General features: G+C 72.6%; 20 protein-coding genes. 10 read left to right on the plus strand and 10 right to left on the minus strand.

Going from position 1 to position 21,276, the window contains the following annotated elements; all coding sequences use genetic code 11:
* The first annotated feature begins 217 nt into the window (after positions 1-217).
* Positions 218-679, plus strand: a complete 462-nt coding sequence (locus OG488_RS21885; protein ID WP_329231641.1) for an ATP-binding protein — start codon at positions 218-220, stop codon at positions 677-679.
* Positions 680-688: 9 nt separating this feature from the next.
* Here the strand turns inward: OG488_RS21885 and OG488_RS21890 are convergent, their stop codons facing one another.
* Positions 689-1,678, minus strand: a complete 990-nt coding sequence (locus OG488_RS21890; RefSeq protein ID WP_329231643.1) for a GlxA family transcriptional regulator — start codon at positions 1,676-1,678, stop codon at positions 689-691.
* 62 nt (positions 1,679-1,740) lie between these two features.
* On the opposite strand from OG488_RS21890, the gene OG488_RS21895 reads away from it, so the two are divergent.
* Together OG488_RS21895 and OG488_RS21900 are read left to right on the plus strand one after the other, a co-directional pair.
* The gene (locus tag OG488_RS21895; protein ID WP_329231645.1) at positions 1,741-2,166 is read left to right on the plus strand and encodes a ribosomal maturation YjgA family protein; all 426 of its coding nucleotides are present in this window, start codon (positions 1,741-1,743) and stop codon (positions 2,164-2,166) included.
* A gap of 68 nt (positions 2,167-2,234) precedes the next feature.
* The gene (locus OG488_RS21900; RefSeq protein WP_443074237.1) at positions 2,235-3,575 is read left to right on the plus strand and encodes an MFS transporter; all 1,341 of its coding nucleotides are present in this window, start codon (positions 2,235-2,237) and stop codon (positions 3,573-3,575) included.
* A gap of 283 nt (positions 3,576-3,858) precedes the next feature.
* On the opposite strand, the gene OG488_RS21905 is transcribed toward OG488_RS21900, so the two are convergent.
* From OG488_RS21905 to OG488_RS21925, 5 genes are all read right to left on the minus strand, one after another.
* On the minus strand, positions 3,859-5,043 hold the full coding sequence (locus tag OG488_RS21905) for a flavin-containing monooxygenase (protein ID WP_329231649.1): 1,185 nt from the start codon (positions 5,041-5,043) through the stop codon (positions 3,859-3,861).
* 91 nt (positions 5,044-5,134) lie between these two features.
* Positions 5,135-5,725 (minus strand): PspA-associated protein PspAB, encoded by a 591-nt coding sequence (gene pspAB / locus OG488_RS21910; RefSeq protein ID WP_329231651.1) that lies wholly within the window; start codon positions 5,723-5,725, stop codon positions 5,135-5,137.
* Positions 5,726-5,734: 9 nt separating this feature from the next.
* On the minus strand, positions 5,735-6,646 hold the full coding sequence (gene htpX, locus OG488_RS21915; RefSeq protein ID WP_329231653.1) for a zinc metalloprotease HtpX: 912 nt from the start codon (positions 6,644-6,646) through the stop codon (positions 5,735-5,737).
* 68 nt (positions 6,647-6,714) lie between these two features.
* Positions 6,715-7,380 (minus strand): pyridoxine/pyridoxamine 5'-phosphate oxidase, encoded by a 666-nt coding sequence (locus tag OG488_RS21920; protein WP_329231655.1) that lies wholly within the window; start codon positions 7,378-7,380, stop codon positions 6,715-6,717.
* A gap of 145 nt (positions 7,381-7,525) precedes the next feature.
* Positions 7,526-8,173, minus strand: a complete 648-nt coding sequence (locus tag OG488_RS21925) for a TetR family transcriptional regulator (RefSeq protein ID WP_329231657.1) — start codon at positions 8,171-8,173, stop codon at positions 7,526-7,528.
* A gap of 433 nt (positions 8,174-8,606) precedes the next feature.
* On the opposite strand from OG488_RS21925, the gene OG488_RS21930 reads away from it, so the two are divergent.
* Positions 8,607-9,401 carry a VOC family protein gene (locus OG488_RS21930; protein WP_329231659.1) on the plus strand — a complete coding sequence of 265 codons (795 nt, stop codon included), beginning with the start codon at positions 8,607-8,609 and terminating at the stop codon, positions 9,399-9,401.
* A 204-nt stretch (positions 9,402-9,605) separates the two neighbouring features.
* Complete coding sequence (locus OG488_RS21935) at positions 9,606-11,975, plus strand: serine/threonine-protein kinase (protein ID WP_329231661.1); 2,370 nt, start codon at positions 9,606-9,608, stop codon at positions 11,973-11,975.
* 4 nt (positions 11,976-11,979) lie between these two features.
* Here OG488_RS21935 and OG488_RS21940 read toward each other — a convergent pair whose 3' ends face one another.
* Positions 11,980-12,651 (minus strand): hypothetical protein, encoded by a 672-nt coding sequence (locus OG488_RS21940; RefSeq protein ID WP_329231663.1) that lies wholly within the window; start codon positions 12,649-12,651, stop codon positions 11,980-11,982.
* A 214-nt stretch (positions 12,652-12,865) separates the two neighbouring features.
* Here OG488_RS21940 and OG488_RS21945 point away from each other — a divergent pair, with 214 nt between their 5' ends.
* Genes OG488_RS21945 through OG488_RS21955 form a run of 3 tightly spaced genes read left to right on the plus strand, consistent with a single transcriptional unit; the run spans position 12,866 to position 14,081 of the window.
* Positions 12,866-13,402: a hypothetical protein gene (locus tag OG488_RS21945; protein ID WP_329231665.1), complete on the plus strand. Its 537-nt coding sequence runs from the start codon at positions 12,866-12,868 to the stop codon at positions 13,400-13,402.
* Positions 13,403-13,413: 11 nt separating this feature from the next.
* Positions 13,414-13,686, plus strand: coding sequence for a hypothetical protein (locus OG488_RS21950; RefSeq protein WP_329231667.1), 273 nt, complete (start codon positions 13,414-13,416; stop codon positions 13,684-13,686).
* Entirely contained in the window at positions 13,686-14,081 is a 396-nt protein-coding gene (locus tag OG488_RS21955; protein ID WP_329231669.1) for a PIN domain-containing protein, read from the plus strand. Before OG488_RS21950 ends, OG488_RS21955 begins: the two co-directional genes overlap by 1 nt.
* 166 nt (positions 14,082-14,247) lie before the next feature.
* On the opposite strand, the gene OG488_RS21960 is transcribed toward OG488_RS21955, so the two are convergent.
* From OG488_RS21960 to OG488_RS21970, 3 genes are all read right to left on the minus strand, one after another.
* Positions 14,248-14,433 (minus strand): sigma-like protein, encoded by a 186-nt coding sequence (locus OG488_RS21960; RefSeq protein WP_329231671.1) that lies wholly within the window; start codon positions 14,431-14,433, stop codon positions 14,248-14,250.
* Positions 14,434-14,630: 197 nt separating this feature from the next.
* Positions 14,631-17,585 carry an AfsR/SARP family transcriptional regulator gene (locus OG488_RS21965; protein ID WP_329231672.1) on the minus strand — a complete coding sequence of 985 codons (2,955 nt, stop codon included), beginning with the start codon at positions 17,583-17,585 and terminating at the stop codon, positions 14,631-14,633.
* 264 nt (positions 17,586-17,849) lie between these two features.
* Positions 17,850-18,053 (minus strand): cold-shock protein, encoded by a 204-nt coding sequence (locus OG488_RS21970; RefSeq protein ID WP_003967102.1) that lies wholly within the window; start codon positions 18,051-18,053, stop codon positions 17,850-17,852.
* Between the two features lie 287 nt (positions 18,054-18,340).
* Between OG488_RS21970 and OG488_RS21975 the strand changes: the two genes are divergently transcribed.
* Together OG488_RS21975 and OG488_RS21980 are read left to right on the plus strand one after the other, a co-directional pair.
* A complete protein-coding gene (locus OG488_RS21975; protein ID WP_329231673.1) occupies positions 18,341-19,219 on the plus strand; it encodes a menaquinone biosynthetic enzyme MqnA/MqnD family protein in 879 nt (292 codons plus the stop codon).
* Between the two features lie 378 nt (positions 19,220-19,597).
* Positions 19,598-21,262, plus strand: coding sequence for a serine/threonine-protein kinase (locus OG488_RS21980; RefSeq protein ID WP_329231675.1), 1,665 nt, complete (start codon positions 19,598-19,600; stop codon positions 21,260-21,262).
* Positions 21,263-21,276: the final 14 nt, after the last annotated feature.

The raw sequence follows: 21,276 nt of genomic DNA on the forward strand, positions 1-21,276 counted from the left end.
CGGGGACGGGGTCCCCGGGATGCCGCTGCGCTTCTGTTCGACTCTCCGCAGCACGCGTCGCACAGTATGGACCACGCGTACTCCTTCGCGCTGGAATATGCCCGAAGCGCTTGTTGCGGTGACTGTACGTCAACCATGCTGTCTCGCAGGGGAGTCACGTTCCGTGACCCTGAGGAGGCGCGAGGCGATGTGTCCGCCGGTTCGGATGGTGTGAGCGGTGCAGGTGCTTCAGGTTCAGCTGGAGGTCGGGCCGGATCCCGCAGAGGTGGGACGGGCCCGCAGATGGGCGCGGTCGCGCCTGATCGGGTCCGGGTTGGGGGACGACGAGCCGCTCGCGGAGACGCTCATCCTGCTGATCTCGGAGCTCGTCACCAACGCGGTCGTCCACACGGGGTGTCCGGCCGTCCTCAGGATGCTGTTCGGCTCGTCGAACCCCGCGGGTTCCGCGGGCACGGTGCGGGTCGAGGTGGCCGACACCAGCTGCCGGCCGCCCCAGCCGCGTCACGCCGCGGGTGAGGACACCGGCGGCCGCGGCCTGGAGCTGGTGGACGGCCTGGCCGACCGCTGGGGCTGGCAGCCGGAGGGTGCCGGCAAGCGGATCTGGTGCGAGGTCGACCGCGGCGGGCCGGTGATGATCCCGGTGGTCCAGGAGCAGTCCGGGGACCGGGCCAGGCTCTGAGGCGATCCCTCAGCGGTCCGTGAGCGCCGACCGGAACGTCCGCCGGTAGACCGTGGGCGACACCCCCAGAGCGGCCTGCACATGCTGGCGCAGGGAGGTGGCCGTGCCGAATCCGGAGCCCCGCGCCACCTGGTCGACGGAGAGATCCGTGGACTCCAGCAGATGCCGCGCCCGCTCCACCCTCTGACGGGCGAGCCACTGACCCGGGCTGATGCCGACCTCCTCGCGGAAGCGGCGGGTGAAGGTGCGCACGCTCATCGAGTCCTGGCTCGCCATGTCGCGCAGCAGGATCGGCTGTTCCAGCCGCCCGAGTGCCCAGGCCCGCGCCGCCGTTGTCGTGGCGAGCCCCGGCTCGGGCATCGGGCGCCGGATGAACTGGGCCTGGCCGCCGTCGCGGTGAGGCGGTACGACGGTGCGGCGGGCGACGTCGTTGGCGACGGCCGTGCCGTGGTCGCGGCGCACGAGGTGCAGGCAGAGGTCGATCCCGGCGGCCACACCGGCCGAGGTGAGCACGTCACCGTCGTCGATGAAGAGGACGTCCGGGTCGACGCGGACCTTCGGGAAGAGCCGCTGGAAGTGATCGGCCGAGGACCAGTGCGTGGTGGCGGGACGCCCGTCGAGATATCCGGCCGCCGCGAGGACGTAGCCGCCGGTGCAGATGGAGACCATCCGGGTGCCCGGCCTGACGTGCGCGAGGGCGGCGGCCAGTTCGCCGGTGAGCCGGCCCTCCTCGTGGACGGGGCCGAGTTCGTACGACGCAGGGACGACGACCGTGTCGGCGGTGGCGAGTGCGGCGGGGCCGTGCTCGACCAGGATGCTGAAGTCCGCGTCGGTGCGGACCGGTCCCGGCGGCCGGACGGAGCAGGTCACGACGGAGTAGAGCTCCTCGGCGGCGGCGGGCACCTCCGAGCTCCGCGCCCGGCCGAAGATCCGCTGCGGAATGCCCAGTTCGAAGGGGATCACCTCGTCGAGCGCGAGGACGACCACGCGGTGGCGCATACGGACTCCCGTTCTCCCGCGGATTGAGTGCTACCGGCTACGGGCTGATAAACGTACCGGTCATGAACGAGAAGCCGACCGTGAGCGCGTCTGTTCCCCCCGGCCTGGCCGTCCGCGCGACGGCCGTGGCAGCGGCACTCGTGACCGTGGCGGCGGGCCTCGGCGTCCGGTCGACGGCGAGCGGGGACGTGGCGAAGTACGCGGGCGACGCCCTCTACACCGTACTGATCCACACCCTCGTGGTCCTCCTGGTGCCCCGGGTGCGGCCGCCCACGGCGGCGGGCGTCGCGCTGGCCGTCAGCTGGGCGGTCGAACTGGCCCAGCTCACGGGCGTACCGGCCGATCTGGCCCGGCGGAGCACGGTGGCACGGCTGGTGCTCGGCTCGACGTTCAACGCCCCGGACCTGCTCTGGTACGCGGCCGGCGCGGTCCTGGCCTGGGCCGTCCACAGCCGGCTGGTGCGCGGGCGCTCCCCCGCGCGCCCCTGAACCCCGGTGGCCCGATCCCTGCGAAGGGTGTCTCCCCAGCCACTCGTCCGGCAGCGGCACGTGGCCGGATGCTGGGCGGCGTGACCCAGACAACCGACGACGCACCGGTCGAGAGCGCTCCTCGAGGCCCCGCCCGCCCGCGGACACGCCGCCCGCGGATCCACCGCGCGTGGATCGTCGCCGCCGTCACCTTCGTGACGATCATCGGCGGCGCGGCCTTCAACTCCCTGCCCGGACTCCTCATCGAGCCCCTCAACGACGACTTCAAGTGGTCGTACGGCGAGATCGGTCTCGCCGTCTCCCTCGACATGGCGCTGTACGGGCTGACCGCGCCGTTCGCAGCGGCCCTGATGGACCGGTTCGGTATCCGCCGGGTCGTGGTCGTCGCACTCAGCGCGGTCGCGGCGGGCGCGCTCGCGAGTGTGTGGATGACGGCGTCCTGGCAGCTGATGCTCTACTGGGGCGTGCTCGTCGGCCTGGGCACGGGATCGATGGCGATGGCGTTCTCGGCGACCGTCACCAACCGCTGGTTCGTCGCCCGCCGCGGACTGGTGACCGGGATCCTGACCGCGGCCGGGGCCTCCGGCCAGCTGGTCTTCCTCCCGCTGTGCGCCTGGATCGTCGACCGGCACGGCTGGCAGCCGGCCTCGGTGACGGTCGCGCTGGCGGCGCTCGTCGTCGTCCCGTTCGTCTGGCTCCTGATGCGCGACCACCCGGCCGACGTGGGCCTCGCCCCGTACGGCGGCGCGTACGTGGAGAAGCCGGCCCCCGCGCGGGGCGCCGCGCGCCGCACCGTGCGCGTCCTGTTCGAGGCGGCCCGCACGGGGCCGTTCTGGCTGCTGGCGGGCTCGTTCGCGATCTGCGGGGCCTCCACCAACGGCCTGATCCGCACCCACTTCGTGCCCTCCGCCCACGACCACGGCATGGAGATCACCGCGGCGGCCTCGCTCCTGGCCGTCATCGGGGTCTTCGACATCATCGGCACGGTCTTCAGCGGCTGGCTCACGGACCGGTTCGACGCCCGGAGGCTGCTGGCCGTGTACTACGCGCTCCGCGGTGTCTCACTGCTGTTCCTGCCGATGCTGATGGCCCCGGCGGTGCATCCGCCGATGGTCTTCTTCATCGTCTTCTACGGCCTGGACTGGGTTGCCACGGTCCCGCCCACCATGGCCCTGTGCCGGGAGCAGTACGGCGAGGACAGCGCGATCGTCTTCGGCTGGGTCCTGGCCTCCCACCAGGTCGGCGCGGCCGCGGTGGCGTTCCTCGGCGGGGTGGTACGCGACGTGACCGGCTCGTACGACCTCGTCTGGTACGCCTCCGGGGCGCTGTGCGCGACGGCCGCCCTGATGGCGCTGATGATCCGCCGCGGACGGACGGGCGATCCGGTGCTCCCCGTCGCGGCCGCCTGACGGGCCGTCGGGTCTCCTGCCGTCCAGGGGGCGCGGACAAGGGGACGGCGCACAACCTCGGGCGTTCCTCACCGTCACGGACGGCCGCCTCACCGTGGACATCTCCGGCCTCGCCGGGGTGGCCGAGGTGACCTGGCCCGGGAACTGCGCGCCGAGCGGGACGACCGCCGTGTGCACCGTCCCCCAGGTGCCCGTGACCGGGTCACGGTGAATCCGGTTCCCGCCGCGTGACGGAGAGCCGGCGGGGGCGAGGCACCGAGGCGGGCCGCCCCCGGCGGCACCCTCAGAGCTTGGCCAGCTTCCCGGCTATCCTCCGTGCGTCCAGGGCGATTTCGCGGAGCATGCCGCTGATCGGGTTGGTGAAGCCGGTGAAGTAGAGGCCCGGGGCCCCCTCGGGTGTGCGGGCGCCGTGCACCGAGGGGCGGCCCCGGGCGTCCAGCACGCCGAGGTGGCCGACGAGGTCCTCCAGGGCGCGGTCGTAGCCGGTCGCCGCGACCACCGCGTCCGGGGTGATCCGGGTTCCGTCGGCCAGGACCACCGCGTCCCCGTCGAACGACTCCACGGCCGCCACCGGGACCACCCGGCCGCTCCGCACCGCGTCGATCAGCCCGACGTCCTGGACGGGGATCGCGCCTTCCTTCACCCGGGAGTACAGACCCGTGTCCGGGCGGGGAAGGCCCTGCTCCGCCAGGTCGGGGACGGAGATCCGGCACATCAGACGCCCGGCCCGGTCGACGAGCCGGACCGGCAGTCTGCGGACCAGGACGGCGGTCGCCTGCGCGGGCCAGCCCGCCGTGGAGCGGCGCACGATGTGCGGGACCGTGCGGACCGCGATCCGCACCCGGGACGCGCCGCCCTCGACCAGGTCCACGGCGATCTCGGCCCCGGTGTTGCCGATGCCCACGACGAGCACGTCCTTGCCCGCGTACGGGGCCGGGCCGCGGTACTCCGAGGCGTGCGTCAGCTCGCCCGCGAAGCCGTCACGGCCGGGCCAGCCGGGCACGCGGGGGGTGTGGTTGAAGCCGGTGGCCACCACCACCGCCCGTCCGGTGAGCACCCGGCCGCCGGTGGCGCTCAGCTGCCAGCCGGTGCCGTCGCCGGTCCGGTCGATCCGGGACACCTCGACGCCCGTCACGACGTCCAGCTCGTGGTGCTCGGCGTACTTCTCCAGGTAGCGCACCATGTCGTCACGCGACACCCAGCGCCCGAACCTCCGGGGCATCGCCAGCCCCGGCAGCGCGGACCAGCGCCGGATCGTGTGGAGGTGCAGCCGGTCGTAGTGGCGGCGCCAGGACGACCCGACGTGTCCGGACTTCTCCAGCACCACCGCCCGTACGCCGTGCTCCCGCAGGGCCGCGGCGACGGCGAGGCCGCCGGGGCCGCCGCCGATCACATAGACCGGCCTGTCGGCGCCGCGGTCGACGGAGGCGGAAAGGGCGTCATCGGTGGGGGAAGTGCGTTCGGGCATGGTTCGGAGCGTAATGGGACATGGACATGATGGGTTCCGGTCCGGACGGGAATCGGTTGCGAAATGATCACGGGTGGACGGATCGACCCGTTCAGAGACCGGGGGCGCCCCACACCGGGAACCAGCGGGAGAGGTCGCTCTCCACCCGGAGGTCGTCGCCGAGCACCGCCCGTACCTGGAGCTCCCGTTGGTTGTCGCGCCTCTCCCCGCCGCCCGGCGCCGGCGCGAACGGATAGAACGTGCCCCGCTTGTAGAGGTACACCAGCGCCAGCGCACGCCCCTCCGGATCGCGGAAGCCGATCAGCGAGCAGAGCAGATGCGGGCCGAAGCCGCCTTCCTGGAGAAGGGTGTTGACCGCGTGCAGGTCGTTGACCAGGGCGGCCGTGCCCTCGCCGCCGGCCTCCTGGCGGGCCAGCAGCCAGGTGTAGCCGTAGGCGTCCTGGCTGAACTCCACCGGGACACCGCCGCGCCCGGTGTCCGCGTCGAGCAACTCCCGTACGTCCTCCCGGACACGGGCGAACGCGCCGCCCTCCACCCCCGCGAAGCACACCGAACCCAGCCCGGTCGGCGTGAAGCCGGTGCCGGCCTGGAGGGTGAGCGCGGCGGACGGCACGGCGAAGAGCTGGTCCAGGTCGGGGCGGACCGGCCTGCTGCGCCCCAGGATGCTGTCGAGCAGTCCCACGGGAGCTCCTTACGGGCGGGAGAGGCCGGCCGAGATGCGGGCCAGCTGGTCCAGGCGCTGTTCGAGGGTCGGGTGGGAGGAGAGCAGCCGTCCCAGGCTCTCCTCGGCGGCGAAGGCGGGCACGAAGTAGAAGGCGTTGTACGGCTCCGCCTTCCGCAGGTCCTCCGTCGGGATCCGGGCCATCTGCCCGCTCACCTTGGTGAGGGCGGAGGCGAGGGCCGAGGGGCGGCCGGTGAGCAGGGCTGCCGTGCGGTCGGCGGAGAGCTCGCGGTAGCGGGAGAGCAGCCGGGTCAGCAGGAAGCTCAGGGCGTACACGACCGCGCTGATCAGCGGGATGAGCATGATGATGACGCCCGCGGGGTCGTTGCCCCGGCTGTTGCGGGCGAAGCCGCCCCACAGGGCGACACGGGTGACGACGCCGGCGAGGACACCGAGGAACGACGCGATCGTCATGACGGCCACGTCGCGGTGGGCGACGTGCGACATCTCGTGGGCGAGGACGCCCTCCAGTTCCTCGGGCTCCAGTCTGCGCAGCAGTCCGGTCGTGGCGCAGACCAGGGCGGTCCTCTCGCTGCGGCCGGTGGCGAAGGCGTTCGGCACGTCGCTCCGCGCCACGGCCACGCGGGGCTTGGGCATGTCGGCGAGGGCGCAGATCCTGTCGATCGCGCCGTGCAGCTCCGGCGCCTCCTCGGGGGTTACCTCGCGGGCGCCCATGCCGTACGCGGCGATGCGGTCGCTGAACCAGAACTGGGCGACGAACAGACCACCCGCGACGATCAGGACGACCGGCCAGGCGCCGCGCAGGACGGCGAGGAGCACGCCCACGAGGACCACGTACAGCAGACCGATGAAGAACATGGTGCTCACCATGCGGGTGGTCAGACCGCGGTCCGGGGCGTAACGGGAACGGGCTCGTGCCATGGGTGCCTCCAGCAGCTCACCTGACTCCCATAGTGCCCCTTTCCCGGAGAAACCGTGTGAAGGGGAGATCAGGGCCAGAGGAGCTCGCGGATCCAGCCCGCACCCTCCCGGCGGTACCGCAGCCGGACGTGCCGCCGGCGGTCGTCCCCCTGGAAGAACTCGACCTCCCGCGGCTCGACCACGTACCGCGTCCAGCTCTCCACCTCGGCGTCCGGTTCGGCCCGCGCCCGTTCCCAGGCGGCCTCGGAGGCCCGTTCGAGATCCTCGGGCGCGGGCAGCACCTCGCTCTGGGGCCCGGTCAGCGCGGAGGCCAGCGCGCCGGCGGACCTGGCCCGCAGGTCGGCCCGGCTCTCCTCGGGGCTCGTGGGGACGGCCGCGCCCCGGACGCGCACCTGGCGGCCCTGGGCGGGCCAGTAGAAGCCGAGGGCGGCGTGGGGGCGCTCGGCGAGCTGGCGGCCCTTCGCGCTGGTGGCGTGCGTCGCGAAGTGCCAGCCGCGCTCGTCCGCGTCGTGCAGCATCAGGGTGCGGACATCGGGCCGGCCCTCGGCGTCCGCGGTCGCCAGGGTCATGGTGTGCGGTTCGGTCTGCCCGGCCGCCACCGCCTCGGCGAACCAGGCGTGGAAGAGCGGGAGGGGCGCGGCGGGCACGGCCGACGGATCGAAGCGGGGGAGGGTGACGTCCCAGACGCGCTGCGCGTGGAGCAGGTCGCGGAAGTCCTTCTGTGCATCGCTCATGGGTCCATTCCACCGCCTCGCGGCCCGGTGCGGAAACGCCGACGGCGGACCACGGGTGTGGTCCGCCGTCGGCGCGACAGGACGGGGGGAGCCGCGGAGGTGCGCGGCGCCCGGCGTGTGCGGGGGAGTCGGGGGCTGCCGGGGCCTACCTGACCGGCTTCTTGCCGGTGATGCCCAGATGGACCAGAAGGGCGAGGTTCGGCCGGAGTTCGGCCTGCTTCACACCCCAGGTGGTGAAGCCCTTCTGGTGCGAGGCGACCCCCGCCAGCATGACGACCAGGGAGCCCGCCACCGCCGCGGGGCTGACGTCCTTGTCGACCTTGCCCTTGGACTGGAGCTCCTTGACCGCGTCCGTCAGGGAGTTGGTGACCGAGTTCAGGACCTTCATGCGGATCTTGTAGAACCGCTTGTCGCCCTCGGCGGCGCCGAGATCGACGACGCGGAGGATCGCGTCGTGACGGCGCCAGAAGTCGAGGAATCCCTCGACGAGTTCTTCGGAGGCCTGCCAGCCGGCCTTGCCGACCCAGGAGCGGCCGCCGACCAGTTCGGTCAGTCCGGCACCTTCCTTGGCCATTTCCTCGGCGAGTTCGAGAACGGCGCCCTCGACGTCGGGGAAATACTGGTAGAAAGTCGCGGGTGAAGTCCCCGCCTTCCGGGCCACGTCGATGACTTTGACGTCCCGGTACGGCGAGGAGCTGAGCATCTCGCTGAGGCAGTCGAGCAGCTTCTGCCGCGTCGCCTGACCTCGCCGACCAGCCACGCGGCCGTCGACGGTGCGTACTTGTCCTGTCATGCCGTCAGCTTACCGAGGGGTGATCCGAGCGCGATCTGACCGACTGCAAATGGGGAACGGCCCAGTGCGGACGGGGTGAACAGCGCAATTCCCGGTGCGGTGCGAGGCGATTTCCGCGCGGTTCACAGCCGGGAACAAGGGACCCGCGGGGCTTTATCGAATTACTCGTACGTCCGCGTGGGCCGTGCCCCGATGGGATCTTGTTATCAACAGCCTGTGGATAACTTCGGTGGACAACTCGTGTCCACGCAGGTCGCAGAAGCTTCACGATTCGGGCAAAGGTTCTATTCGGGTCGCCCGGGGCGCGCCGCGGGCCCCTCGACGTTACGTTGAGTGTGACGGGCGTCACGGCTGCCCCGCCGCGGCCCACGGTGATCCACAGCGGCACCGCCGCGGGCCGTCGCGACCTCACTGCCACGGAAGGACCCGGGTCATGGCCGTATTCGCGCAGTCCGCGCCGTGCTGGGTGGATGTGCAGCTCTCCGACCTGGAGGCCGGCAAGCGCTTCTACGGCGGGCTCTTCGGCTGGACCTTCCACGCGGGTGACGGCATGCCCTTCGCCGACGCGTACAGCGACGGCCGGCTCGTCGCCGCGCTCGCTGCCAAGCAGGACGGCCGCATGCCCACGACCTGGGGCGTCTACTTCTCCACCGACGACATCCGCGCCACCGTCGCCCTGGTCCGCGAGGCCGGCGGGCAGGTGATCACCGATCCGGTGCGGGCCGGCGCCGCCGGGGTCCTCGCCCAGGCGGTCGACCCCGGCGGCGCGGTCTTCGGCCTCTGGCAGGCGGGCGGGCGCGCGGGCTTCGAGAAGCAGAACGAGCCCGCCGCCTTCTGCTGGACCGAGGTCTACACCCGGCAGCCGGAGCGCGTGGACGCCTTCTACGAGGAGGTCTTCGGCTTCCTCGGGACCGACATCGCACTGCCGGGCCAGGCCGGGGCGACGGAGGACTTCCGGGTCTGGTCGCCCGCCGGGACCGAGCCCGGTGAGGACACCGCGGTCGGCGGGCGCGCGCTCCTCACGGACGCCTTCCCCGCGATGCTCCCCAGCTACTTCCTCACCTACTTCGCCGTCGCCGACTGCGACCGCGCGGTCGAGACCGCCGCGCGCCTCGGTGGCCGGATCACGGCCCCGCCCCTGGACATCCCGTACGGGCGGATGGCGGTCCTCCAGGACGATCAGGGTGCGGCTTTCGCCGTGCTCCAGCCGACCGAGCTGCTGCCGTAGCCGTCCTGGGGCCGTCCCGGCGCTGTCCTGAAAGGGGTGGAGTGCCACAAGACACCCCGATCCGCCCCCGGGTTCGCAACCGGGGCCCGAGCCAGGAAGAATCAGGGTGCGCACCGCCAAGTGGTGCCCAGTGGTGAGACGCTGCACAGGGCGGGATTTCGCGGACTTCTGTTCCTGAGGTCCGTACGGGGAGGTGGCAGGCAAGTGGAGCAGCTGACGCAGCATGACCCGAGGCGGATCGGCCCGTTCGAGGTGCTGGGACGGCTCGGGGCCGGCGGCATGGGGCTGGTCTATCTGGCGCGGTCGGCGTCGGGCCGGCGCGTGGCGATCAAGACGGTCCGCACGGAACTGGCCGAGGACCAGCTGTTCCGGGTCCGCTTCACGCGTGAGGTGGAGGCCGCTCGCGCGGTCAGCGGTTTCTACACGGCCGCCGTGGTCGACGCCGACCCGAGGGCCGCGGTGCCGTGGCTGGCCACCGCGTACGTCCCCGCCCCCTCCCTCGAGGAGATAGTGAGTGAGTGCGGGCCGATGCCGACGCAGGCCGTGCGCTGGCTGGCGGCCGGGATCGCCGAGGCCCTCCAGTCGATCCACGGGGCCGGCCTCGTCCACCGGGACATGAAGCCGTCCAACGTCCTCGTGGTCGAGGACGGGCCGCGGGTCATCGATTTCGGGATCGCGTCCGGCGTCTCCAACACCCGCCTGACCATGACGAACGTCGCGGTGGGCACGCCCGCCTACATGTCCCCGGAGCAGGCCCGCGACTCGCGCAGCGTGACCGGCGCGAGCGACATCTTCTCGCTGGGCTCGACCCTCGTCTTCGCGGCGACGGGCCACGCGCCCTTCCACGGGGCGAATCCGGTCGAGACCGTGTTCATGCTGCTGCGGGAGGGCCCCGACACGGAAGGGCTGCCCGACGACCTGCGCCCCCTCATCGAGTCCTGCATGCAGATGGACCCGACGCGGCGGCCCAGCCCGGCGGACCTCCAGTCCCAGCTGGCCCCGCACCTGTTCGCCTCGGGCAGCGACGACAGCGGAACGGCGTCGGCCTGGCTGCCGACCGTCGCGACCGCGATGATCGAGCAGCGCCGCGGCGGCGGCCGCGCCGTCACCGTCGCGCCGGCCCCCGTGGTCGTGCCCCCGCCCCCGCAGCAGCCCCCGCCCGGTGCGGACGGTGCCTGGCGCGGCGGCGGTGACCTGCGGACCGCTCCCGCCCCCGCGCCGGTCTCCTCGCACGACGGCGGTCCTGTCCGGCTGGCCGGCGCCCAGGTCCCGATCGGGCCCGGCCCGCGCCCCGTGGACGTACGCGGACCCGCCGCCGCGCACGCCGACCCGGCCACCGGCTGGGTGCGCGCGCCCGGTGGGCAGAGCGTCGTCACACCTCCGACGGCTCCGGTGCCCGCCCCCGCGCAGGCTCCGGACACCGCGCCCGCCGCGCCGGAGCGCTGGCGGCCGTGGCGGTTCCGCATGTCGAACGACGTGTGGGGCACGCCCGTCGTGGTGGGCGATCTGCTCTACGTGACGTCGTTCGAGGTCCACGCCCTGGACGTCGGCAACGGGCGCCGCCAGTTCAAGACCCGTGACGTGGCCTGGTCGATGGCCGTCGACGGCGGCCGGATCCACGCCTCGGACGGACCGTCCCTGTACGCGCTGGACGCGGCGACCGGCGCCGAGCGGTGGCGGCTCTCCACCGACGCCTGGGTGTACTCCCTCCAGGCCGACCGGGGCACCGTCCTGACCGGCACGCGGGGCGGTGGCGTACAGGCGTGGGAGGCGTCCGGCGGCGAGAAGCTGTGGGAGACCTCCGGCGTCCAGACGGACTTCGAGACGGCGGAGGCCGGACCCGTCATCCACGACGGCACGGTCTACCTGTGGCAGGACGCCCGGCTGCGGGCCGTCGACGCGCGCACCGGCAGCGAGCGGTGGTCGTACCCGGTCGGCGACGCCGCCTCCTGCGGCGGTGTGCCGGTCCGGGTGACCCCCGCGCCCGACGGCTTCGTGTACGTCGCGGCGGGGACCCGCGTGCTGGCCGTGGACGCGGTCTCCGGCCGGGTGCGCTGGCACTTCGAGTCGCCCGCCGTCTTCCTCTCCCCGCCGGCCTTCGCGCCGGGACCGGCCGTCACGGGCGGCGGGGTGTACCTCGCCGACTACCTGGGCACCGTGTACGCGCTGGACGCCTCGACCGGCAAGGACCGCTGGCGGATCGCCACGGAGTCCCGGAAGTCCGTCGAGCCCGTGCTGGTCACGGGCGGCAACGTGCACGTCGGGAGCGGCAGCGCGCTGTACACCCTGGACGCGGTGACCGGCACGCCCAAGTGGCGTTTCGCCGCGGGCGGCGACGTCGTCGGCGCACCGGTGGTCGCGGACGGCCGGGTCCACTTCGGTTCGGCGGACCACGTGCTCTACACGCTGGACGCGGCGGGCGGCCAGCTCCGCTGGAAGCTGGCCACGGGCGGCGAGATCACGGGCTCCCCCGTGGCGCAGGCGGGCGTCGTGTACGCGTGCAGCAAGGACCGCTGCGTGTACGCCCTGGACGCGCTGAAGGGCACGGGGACGGGGAACAGGGCGCGGGCCTGAGTCCTCACGGATGGGGCGGGTGGTACCGGTCCCCGCCCTGCCCTTCCCCCTCGTCGGGTTGCTGCACGGGGTACTGGGCGGTGTCCTCGTCGGCGGGCGGCGACGCCCGGTGCCGGCCCGGCCCGGTGTACGGATCCGCCTCCGGCTCGGGGGCGGGGGACGTGTACGCCGACGGCCCCGGCTCCTGCGTCGGCGGCCAGGTATCCGGGTGGTCGTCCGGCGGTACGGGATAGGGCTCGGCGGCGTCCCCCGGCCGCGTGGTCCGGCGGCGCCCCGACATGAGCAGGGCGCCCAGCAGGAGCAGGACACCGCCGGCCAGGGCCTGCGCCACGCCCCAGCGGAGACCGGACCCGTCGCCGTCGACCGTCAGGCTGCCCGCCGCCTGCCCCTGCCGCACCATCCAGAGCACGGTGAAGCCGAGCACGATCAGGCCCGCGAGGGCCACCACCCAGCGTGAGCGGAGCACGACCCCTGCAAGGGTCACCAGCGCGGCGAAGAGGAACGGCAGCAGGATCGAGGCCATCACGGACGACGAGACGCCGGTGATGCCGTCGAACAGGTCCTGGATGCGGTAGTCCCGCCCCAGGCGGTCCTGGTACCAGCGCTGGAAAGGGCTCTGGACGGCCGCCGCGGCTCCCACGAGTGCGACGACGGAGCCGATGACATTGCGGATCATCGTCAGCCTCCCGGGCCTTGGCGCACGGCTGTGCGCACCGCTCCCCGCGATCGACGCTACGCCCGGCCGATCCCCGCTGCCATCCGAGACCATGACCAGACCGTGACAGGGTCATGACGGGATCAAGGGTGAGCGCCGGGAATGCTGTGCGTTACGGTGTCGCGCGGCCGTGCGACGGCCGAAGAAGCCGACTACAGCTAGGGGGGCTGCATCGATGATGCGGCGACAGATGAGGTTCGCGGCCGTACTGGTCGTGGTGGTGCTCGCGCTCACCGGATTCTCCACATCCAGCCACGGCGGCAAGAGCGGGAAGAGCCGCAGCAGTGGCTCCGGGGGAGGTGGCTGCTCCAACTCCAAGAAGAGCAACGGCGGTTACCGCGACTACGACGACGATGACGACTACGACAGCTCGTCCAGCTCGTCGGGCGGCTCCACGTACGAGTCGGCCACGCCCAGCCCCACCGCCTCGGACGCCCCCGTGGTCCGCGTCATCCGCTGCGCCCAGCCCAAGAGGGGCAAGCGCAGGGCGGTGACCTCCTCGACGGTCGAGATCCGCTCGACGGCGACGACCGAGCACACCTACGAGGTCGACGTGACGTTCGTCGACGCCAAGGGTCTGACCGTCGACACGGGAGAGGCGACGGTCGACCTCGCGCACGGCGACTCCGCGACCGTGACGGTGAAGATGGACAGCCCCCGCCTGGTCTCCCGGGTGAAGCGCTGCATGGTCTCGGCGGAGCTGCGGTACTGACCCCAGGCGGTATGGTCACCAAGAAGTACACGGTCACGCTGCCGGAGGAACCGGCGGAGGAGATCCGGAGCGAGGTCGGCCCCGGTGCGTTCAGCGCGTATGTCACGCATGCCGTGGAGCGCCGGCGTGAGCAGGACCGGCTGGGCGAGCTGGTGGCGTGGCTGGAGGAGAAGCACGGACCGGTGACGGAGGCCGAGTTGGCGGCGGCGGAAGCCGAGCGGCGTGAGATCGAGCGATGGTTCGATGAGGACCGGGCGCACGGCGAGGGTCGAGAGGCTGCTTGATGACCGATGTCTGCTTCGTGCTCGACTGTGAGGCGCTTTCGCGCGCGGCACCCGGGGACTCACCGATGAAGGCACGGCTCAAGGACGCTCATCGGGCCAGAATCCGTGTGGTGACCAGCAGCATGACCCTCATCGAGGCATGCCACAGCAGAATCAGGCGTGGCGAGTGGAACCGGGTGATGTCCCGCATCGCCGTGGAGCCGGTCACCAAGGACATCGCCGACGAGGCGATCGGCCTGCTGAGCGAGACCGGCCTGCACGGCCATGAGGACGCCGTCGACGCGGCGCCCGCGGTCATCGCCGGGCGGCAGCGGGGGCGGGTCGCGGTCTTCACCTCGGACGAGGACGACATGCGGAAGCTGTGCCGGCCGGAGGTCCAGGTCCGGGCGTTGTGACCGTACGTGTGACAGGGCCCGAGCCGGTCGGCTCGGGCCCTTCGGCGTGCTGGTCCTGGGTGGTGACGGGCGGTCGGCGCGATCAGGCGTGCAGGGCACGGACACGCAGCGGCCGCGGCGGCTCCCCCTCCGCGCCGCCGCGGCCGTTCCCCCGTGCGGTTGAGGTCTACTTGGGCGTCGGAGCCGACGCGTGGTTGTCCAGCGTGGTGATCTCCTCGCCCGACGCGTGGTTGTCCAGGGTGGTGATGCCGCCCCCCGACGCGTGGTTGTCCAGCGTGGTGATCTCTTCGCCGGACGCGTGGTTGTCCTGCGGCTTGAGGAGGTCGTCCTTGGCCTTCTTCGCTTCGCTCATGGTCAGCTCCCGTTCGTCATTCCATGCAGAGGTCGGCGATGCCCGCCCGGCAATTCCCCCGTGGATCGCCGGGCGGGCATCTCAGGGCCGCTCACCATACTGGGACGGCCGCACCCTCGATCCGTCTGCCCCCCGACGCGACGGCTCGATGAACTACAGACTGGCGACCGGCGATAAACGAACGATGAACGCCGTGGCTACGCCGCGGCCACAGGCGCCAGCAGGAGACGTGTCTCCTCCGCCTCCGGAGCGTCCAACTGCTCGTAGATGGCCAGGGCTTCGCGCCAGCAGGCCCTTGCGCGGTCCGGTTGTCCGATGCTGTCGAGCGCCTTGCCGAGCACGGTCAGCACCGTGCCGCGGCGCCACTCGCCGCCGATGCCCCGGAGTGCGATCGCCTGCTCCGCGTGGGCGGCCGCCAAGGTGGGGCGGTGCGCCGCGAGATGAGCCTCTGCCAGCCGGAAGTGCGTGACGCCTTCCCACAGCGGCTGCCGGTTGTCATGGAAGAGGGCCAGTGCTTCGGTGAGCTGGTTCAGGGCCTCGGGCAGCCGGCCGGCCCGGGTCAGGGCGATACCCAGGGCGTACCGGCCGTTGGCCAGACGGAGGCTGAGGCCCATCCGGTCGTAGATGTCGATGCCCTGTTGCGCCAGCTCTATGGCGCTGTGGATGCGGCCGAGGGACACATGGATCCGGGAGAGGTTGCACAGGGCGCTCGCCTGGCCGACGTCGTTGCTGTCGGCGCGGAAGTTCTCGATGGCCTGAAGCAGGTGCCGCTCGCCCTCCTCGTGCCGCCCCTGGTAGATGGCGATCACTCCCCGGTCGTTGGGAGCCCAGCAATTGGGAACCGGGTCGTCGGCCGAACGCGCCAGCTGCATGGCCCGCTGGGCCTCGTCGTCGGCCTCGTCGAACCGGCCCGCCACGATGTGGACATTGGTGATCGTGGTCCGGGCGCGGCCCTCGGCGTGTGCGTCGCCGTAGGACTGGGCGGCGTCCCGCGTCGTCAGGGCAGCCGACTCGTACTGCTTCGAGTTCGCTCCCGACTCGGCCAGGTCCTTCGCGGCCCAGAGCAGGTCGACGGCTCTGCGGAGCATGCCGCGCCCCGTCGACTGCTGTGCGCAGGCCAGGAGGCAGTTCGCCTCGGAGTAGAGCCAGTCCAGGGCTGAATGGCGGTCCTCGAAGGTGATCCCCGGGTGCTCCGTCTGCTCCAGGTGAGCGATCAGCCGGTCCCCCGGCCGCTCCAGCGCGTACACCCCCGCCGCCGTGGCCAGGTAGAAGTCCAGCAGCCGCGAGAGCGCCAGCGCCCTCTCCGCCGGCGGCTGTTCGTCCCGCTCCGCGCACGCACGCGCGTAGAGACGGACCAGGTCGTGATAGCGGTAGCGGCCCGGGGCGGCGGACTCCAGGAGGCTCGTGTCGACCAGGGTCTCCAGGAGGTCCTCCGCCGTGTGGAGGTCCAGGTTCAGCAGGGCGGCCGCCGCGGCGAGGGAGATGTCCGGGCCGTCCGCCAGGCCCAGGAGGCGGAAGGCGCGGGCCTGGGCCGGCTCCAGCTGGCCGTAGCCGAGCTCGAAGGTGGCCTTCACCGCGAGGTCGCCCGCCTGGAGTTCGTCGAGGCGGCGGCGCTCGTCGGCGAGCTTCGCGGCCAGCACCGAGACCGTCCAGGTGCGGCGGGCGGCCAGCCGCGAGGCGGCGATGCGGATGGCCAGGGGGAGGAAGCCGCACGCGGCCACCACGTCCAGGGCGGCCTCGCGCTCCGAGCGGACGCGCTCGTCGCCGACGATGCGGGTGAAGAGCTGCAGGGCCTCCTCGGGGGACATCACGTCGAGGTCCACGAGGTGCGCGCCGGCCAGGTCGACCATGCGGACGCGGCTGGTGACCAGGGCCGCGCAGCCCTCCGTACCGGGGAGCAGAGGTCGGATCTGGGCCGCGTCATGGGCGTTGTCGAGCAGGACGAGGATGCGGCGGCCGTCGAGGGTGGAGCGGTAGAGGGCGGCCCGCTCGTCCAGGGAGTCCGGGATCGCGGAGTCGGTGGTGCCCAGGGCGCGCAGGAACGCCCCGAGGACGGTCTCGGGTTCCGCGGCCCGGGCGCCCGCGCCCTGGAGGTCGACGTACAGCTGGCCGTCCGGGAAGTGCCGGCGTGCCTGGTGGGCGACGTGCACGGCGAGGGTCGTCTTGCCGACGCCGCCGATGCCGGCCAGCGCGGAGACGGCCATGACGGAGCCCTCCGTGCCGGCGAGCCGGTCGCTCAGCTCGCGCACGAACGCGGCGCGGCCCGTGAAGTCCGGGACGGTGGCGGGGAGCTGAGCCGGCCGGAGCGGTGCGGGCGCGGCCGCCGGCTCGTCGGCGGGGCGGGCCAGTTCCTCGTCCGCCCGGAGGATCCGCTGCTGGAGCTGGGCGAGCTCGGGGCGCGGGTCCACGCCCAGCTCCTCGGCGAGCAGCCGGCGGGTGTCGGCGTACACCGCGAGTGCCTCGGCCTGCCGGCCGCTGCGGTACAGCGCGACCATCAGCAGTTCGCGCAGCCGCTCGCGCAGGGGGTGCGCCGCGGTGAGCGCGGTCAGTTCGGAGACGGCCTCCGCGTGGCAGCCGACCTCCAGGTCCAGGTCGAGGCGGGTCTCGGTGAGCTGGAGCCGCCACTCCTCCAGGCTGCTGCGCTGGTTCTCCGCGTACGGGCCGGGGAGGGAGGCGAGCGCCTCGCCGTCCCAGAGGCCCAGCAGCTTGTTGATCAGGGTCCGGGCCTGGCAGCGGTCCCCGCCGCCACGGACCTTCTCCGCCTCGGACGCCAGGTCCTGAGCGAGCGTCAGGTCCAGTGATTCGCGGGGGATCCGGACCGCGTAGCCGCCGGACTCGCTGACGAGGGTGTCCTGGCCCAGGGTCTTGCGGAGCCTGGACGCGTACGTCCGTACCGTGGCCAGTGCCTGGGACGGGGGGTCGTCCCCCCACAGGGCGTCTATGAGCTCGGCGGCGGTGGCCGTGCGGCCGTCGCGCAGCAGCAGGGCGGCCAGCAGGGCGCGTTGCTGCGGGGATCCCGAGGGCAGGGCCTCGCCACCCCGCCAGGCGCGTACGGGGCCGAGCACGGTGAAGCGGAGCCGATCCCCGGCCGCCTGTTCCCGAGGCGCGCGTTGCTCCGGAACGCGCACGTCCGGTCCCTTTTCGCGGTCCATGATGCCCCCTGTCCTGCTCGCCCCGCCGGTCCTGCCGGTCCGCCGCACCGTACCGCTGGTATCAGGCTCAACAGTCTGCCTTGTCACGGGCGGGCTCGTCAGCATCGGGTGACGCTCTGCACAGGCCCTGAACATGTCCGTCCGGCCGCGAGCCGTGTGACCAGCGGGGCCCGGACAAGGCAGGAGCCCCGTTCCTCCGCCGGGGCGGGGGAGCGGGGCTCCTTGGGTACTGCTCACTCGGCCGCGATCGGCCGACCCGGGCAACTAGGCCGGGGTGACGTTCTCAGCCTGCGGACCCTTGGGACCCTGAGTGACGTCGAAGTTCACGACCTGGTTCTCCTCGAGGGAGCGGAACCCGGACGCGTTGATCGCGGAGTAGTGGACGAAGACATCCGGGCCGCCGCCGTCCTGGGCGATGAAGCCGAAGCCCTTTTCAGCGTTGAACCACTTGACGGTTCCGGTAGCCATAAAGCCCTCCTTGGGCCAAAGGGTTGCCCTGCTCCAGAACCTGCAAACAAGTCTGAAAACTACAAAAGCCTGCGGGTTACATGCTCCGCAGGCTCTGTACTGCAAGGGAAACCAAACTGCAACTTGCGGGCGAGCCTAGCACGCAGTGTGCGGGGAGCGGTAGAGGGAAAGATCACTTCACCCGGATGTTTGATCGGCCCGTCGGAGAGGTGACGGACAAGGCCTCCGGCGCCCTCTCGGGACGCCCCGATGAAGCGGGCCGGCGGAGGCAGGTCTAGCCTCGCGATGTGGACAATTCAACCGTCTCTCCCGCAGAAGGCGACGACCGTCGCAGCAGGCCGCGCGTCGGCCACATCCAGTTCCTGAACTGCCTCCCCCTCTACTGGGGACTGGCACGGACCGGGACCCTGCTCGATCTTGAGCTCTCGAAGGACACCCCGGAGAGACTCAGTGAGCAGCTGGTCGCGGGTGACCTCGACATCGGTCCCGTGACCCTGGTCGAGTACCTGCGCAACGCCGACGACCTGGTGGCCCTCCCCGACATCGCCGTCGGCTGCGACGGCCCCGTCATGTCGTGCGTGATCGTGTCCCAGCTCCCCCTGGAGCAGCTGGACGGGGCCCGGGTGGCCCTCGGCTCGACCTCGCGCACCTCCGTACGGCTGGCCCAGCTGCTGCTCTCCGAGCGGTACGGCGTCGCCCCCGACTACTACACCTGCCCGCCGGACCTCGGCCTGATGATGCAGGAGGCCGACGCGGCCGTCCTCATCGGCGACGCGGCGCTGCGGGCCAACCTGCACGACGCCCCCAGGCTCGGACTCCAGGTCCACGACCTGGGTGAGATGTGGAAGGAGTGGACGGGGCTGCCGTTCGTCTTCGCGGTCTGGGCGGCGCGCAAGGACTACCTGGCCTCGCACCCCGAATACGTGGAGAAGGTGCACGAGGCGTTCCTCGCCTCCCGCGACGTCTCGCTGGAGGAGGTCACCAAGGTGGCCGAGCAGGCGGCGCGCTGGGAGGCCTTCGACGCCGAGGTGCTGGAGCGCTACTTCACCACCCTGGACTTCCGCTTCGGCCCGGACCAGCTGGCCGGGGTGCGCGAGTTCGCCCGGCGGACCGGACCGACGACCGGATACCCGGCGGACGTCAAGGTCGAACTGCTCGGCGGCTGACAGCGGCGGCCCCGGGAATGGTGCGGGAGAGAACAGGAATCCCGCGCCTTCCCGGACCTTCCCGCCCGGGTGTCCTTTCCCCTGACGCGTCGCTCCGGCATTCCGTTCCCAGGAAAGGGCGCGAATGTCCGGAGTTCCGTGGCGGGACCTCTCCCACACACCCGCGAAGGAATAGCGGACGGCGCACGGAAGCCCTTCCGGTTTCTCTCCGGTGAACCCCGGACGACGCGGACGAACGGCGTATTCGCGCCTTTCCGAGTGGCGAAATCCCTGCTTCGTGCCCATAGGGGCGATATCGGCTCACGGGGTCTCCGTGACCCCGTGAGCCGGGCGCCCTAGGCTGCGGTCCGAGTCCCGGGGACCACAGGGGGAGACCGTATGCAGCCGCTGGAAGCCGGCGAACCGCACACCATCGGCGCCTACCGGCTGCTCGGCAGGCTCGGTGCCGGCGGGATGGGCCGCGTCTACCTGGGCCGCAGCGCCGGCGGCCGTACCGTCGCGGTCAAGGTCGTGCACCCCCACTTCGCCCTCGACGAGCAGTTCCGCGCGCGATTCCGCCGCGAGGTGGACGCCGCGCGGCGCCTCGGAGCGCAGTGGACGGCACCCGTCCTGGACGCCGACCCCGACGCGGCCGTGCCGTGGGTGGCCACCGGGTACGTCGCCGGGCCCCCGCTCTCCGACGCGGTCACCCGCCACGGCCCGCTGCCCGAGTACGCGGTACGGACCCTGGGGGCCGGCCTCGGCGAGGCGCTCGACGCCGTGCACGCGCACGGCCTCATCCACCGGGACGTCAAGCCGTCCAACGTCCTGCTCGCCCTCGACGGCCCCCGGCTGATCGACTTCGGTATCGCCCGGGCCCTCGGGGCCACGGTCTCCCTCACCTCCACCGGCGTCTCCGTCGGTTCGCCCGGCTACATGGCGCCGGAGCAGATCCGGGGGCTGGACCTCTCCGGCGCGGCCGATGTCTTCTCGCTCGGCGCGGTCCTCGCCTACGCGGCCACCGGCACCGCGCCCTTCCCCGGCGACTCCTCCGCCGTGCTCCTCTACAAGGTGGTCCACGAGGAACCCGAACTCGGCGACCTGGAGGGCGAACTGAGGGAGCTGGTGGCCGGCTGCCTCGCCAAGGACCCCGCCGACCGGCCCGCCCCCGCCGAGCTCGCCCGCAGGCTCGCGCCCGGCGGGGCCGCCGCGCTGGTGGCCCCCGGCTGGCTGCCGGGCCCGCTGGTGCGCGAGGTCAGCAGATCGGCGGTGGCCCTGCTGGACCTGGAGCCGCAGGACGCGCCCGTGCAGTCGGGCCCGGTGCCGTTCAGCAACGCGTCGCTGGGGGCCGCGCCGCTCGGCGCCTTCGGCCCGCCGCTGCCGCCCCCGCCCGCCGGGCCGCCGGGCACCTCGGGGGAGCGGGGCCCCGGGGCCCGGGTCGCCGTCACCATGGACTCCCGCCCGGAGCCCGGCGGGCGCCGGGGGCGGCGGGTCAGCTGCACCGTCGCGCTGGCCGTCGCCGGCGCGCTGGCCGTCGTGACGGTCGGCACGGGGATGCTGGGGGACCTGTTCGGGTCCGACGACGACCGGGGCGACGACGCCGCGCAGCACCCGTCGGCGAGCCGGTCGCAGAATCCGCCCGATGCCGCGGAACCCCAGCCGTCCGCGAGCTCCTCGGCCTCCGCGCCCGTCGGCGCGGTGCCCAAGACGTTCGCCGGCACCTGGAAGGGCCCCACGACCGAGCGCAGCGGCCTGTCGCACGGCACGGTCACCGCCGTCTTCGTCGAGGGGAAGAAGGGCGAGGAGGTCGTCCGGCTGTCGTACCGCTTCGACGCGCTCGGAACGACCGTCGTCTGCAAGGCCGTCGGCACCCTCGTCTCCGGCACGGCCACCGAGCTGAAGGTCCGCGAACGCGCGGACCCCGACGCCCGCGGCGGCGCCCTCTGCACCGGGGGAGAGGCCGACCTCGTCTTCACCCTCGGCCCGGGCGACACCCTGCTCTACGCGTCGCACGAGGAGGCCGCGGGCACGCCGAAGGGCACGCTCGCCCGGTCCGACGGCTGACCCCGGCAGGGGCT

The sequence above is a fragment of the Streptomyces sp. NBC_01460 genome, from assembly GCF_036227405.1.
Lineage (GTDB): Bacteria > Actinomycetota > Actinomycetes > Streptomycetales > Streptomycetaceae > Streptomyces.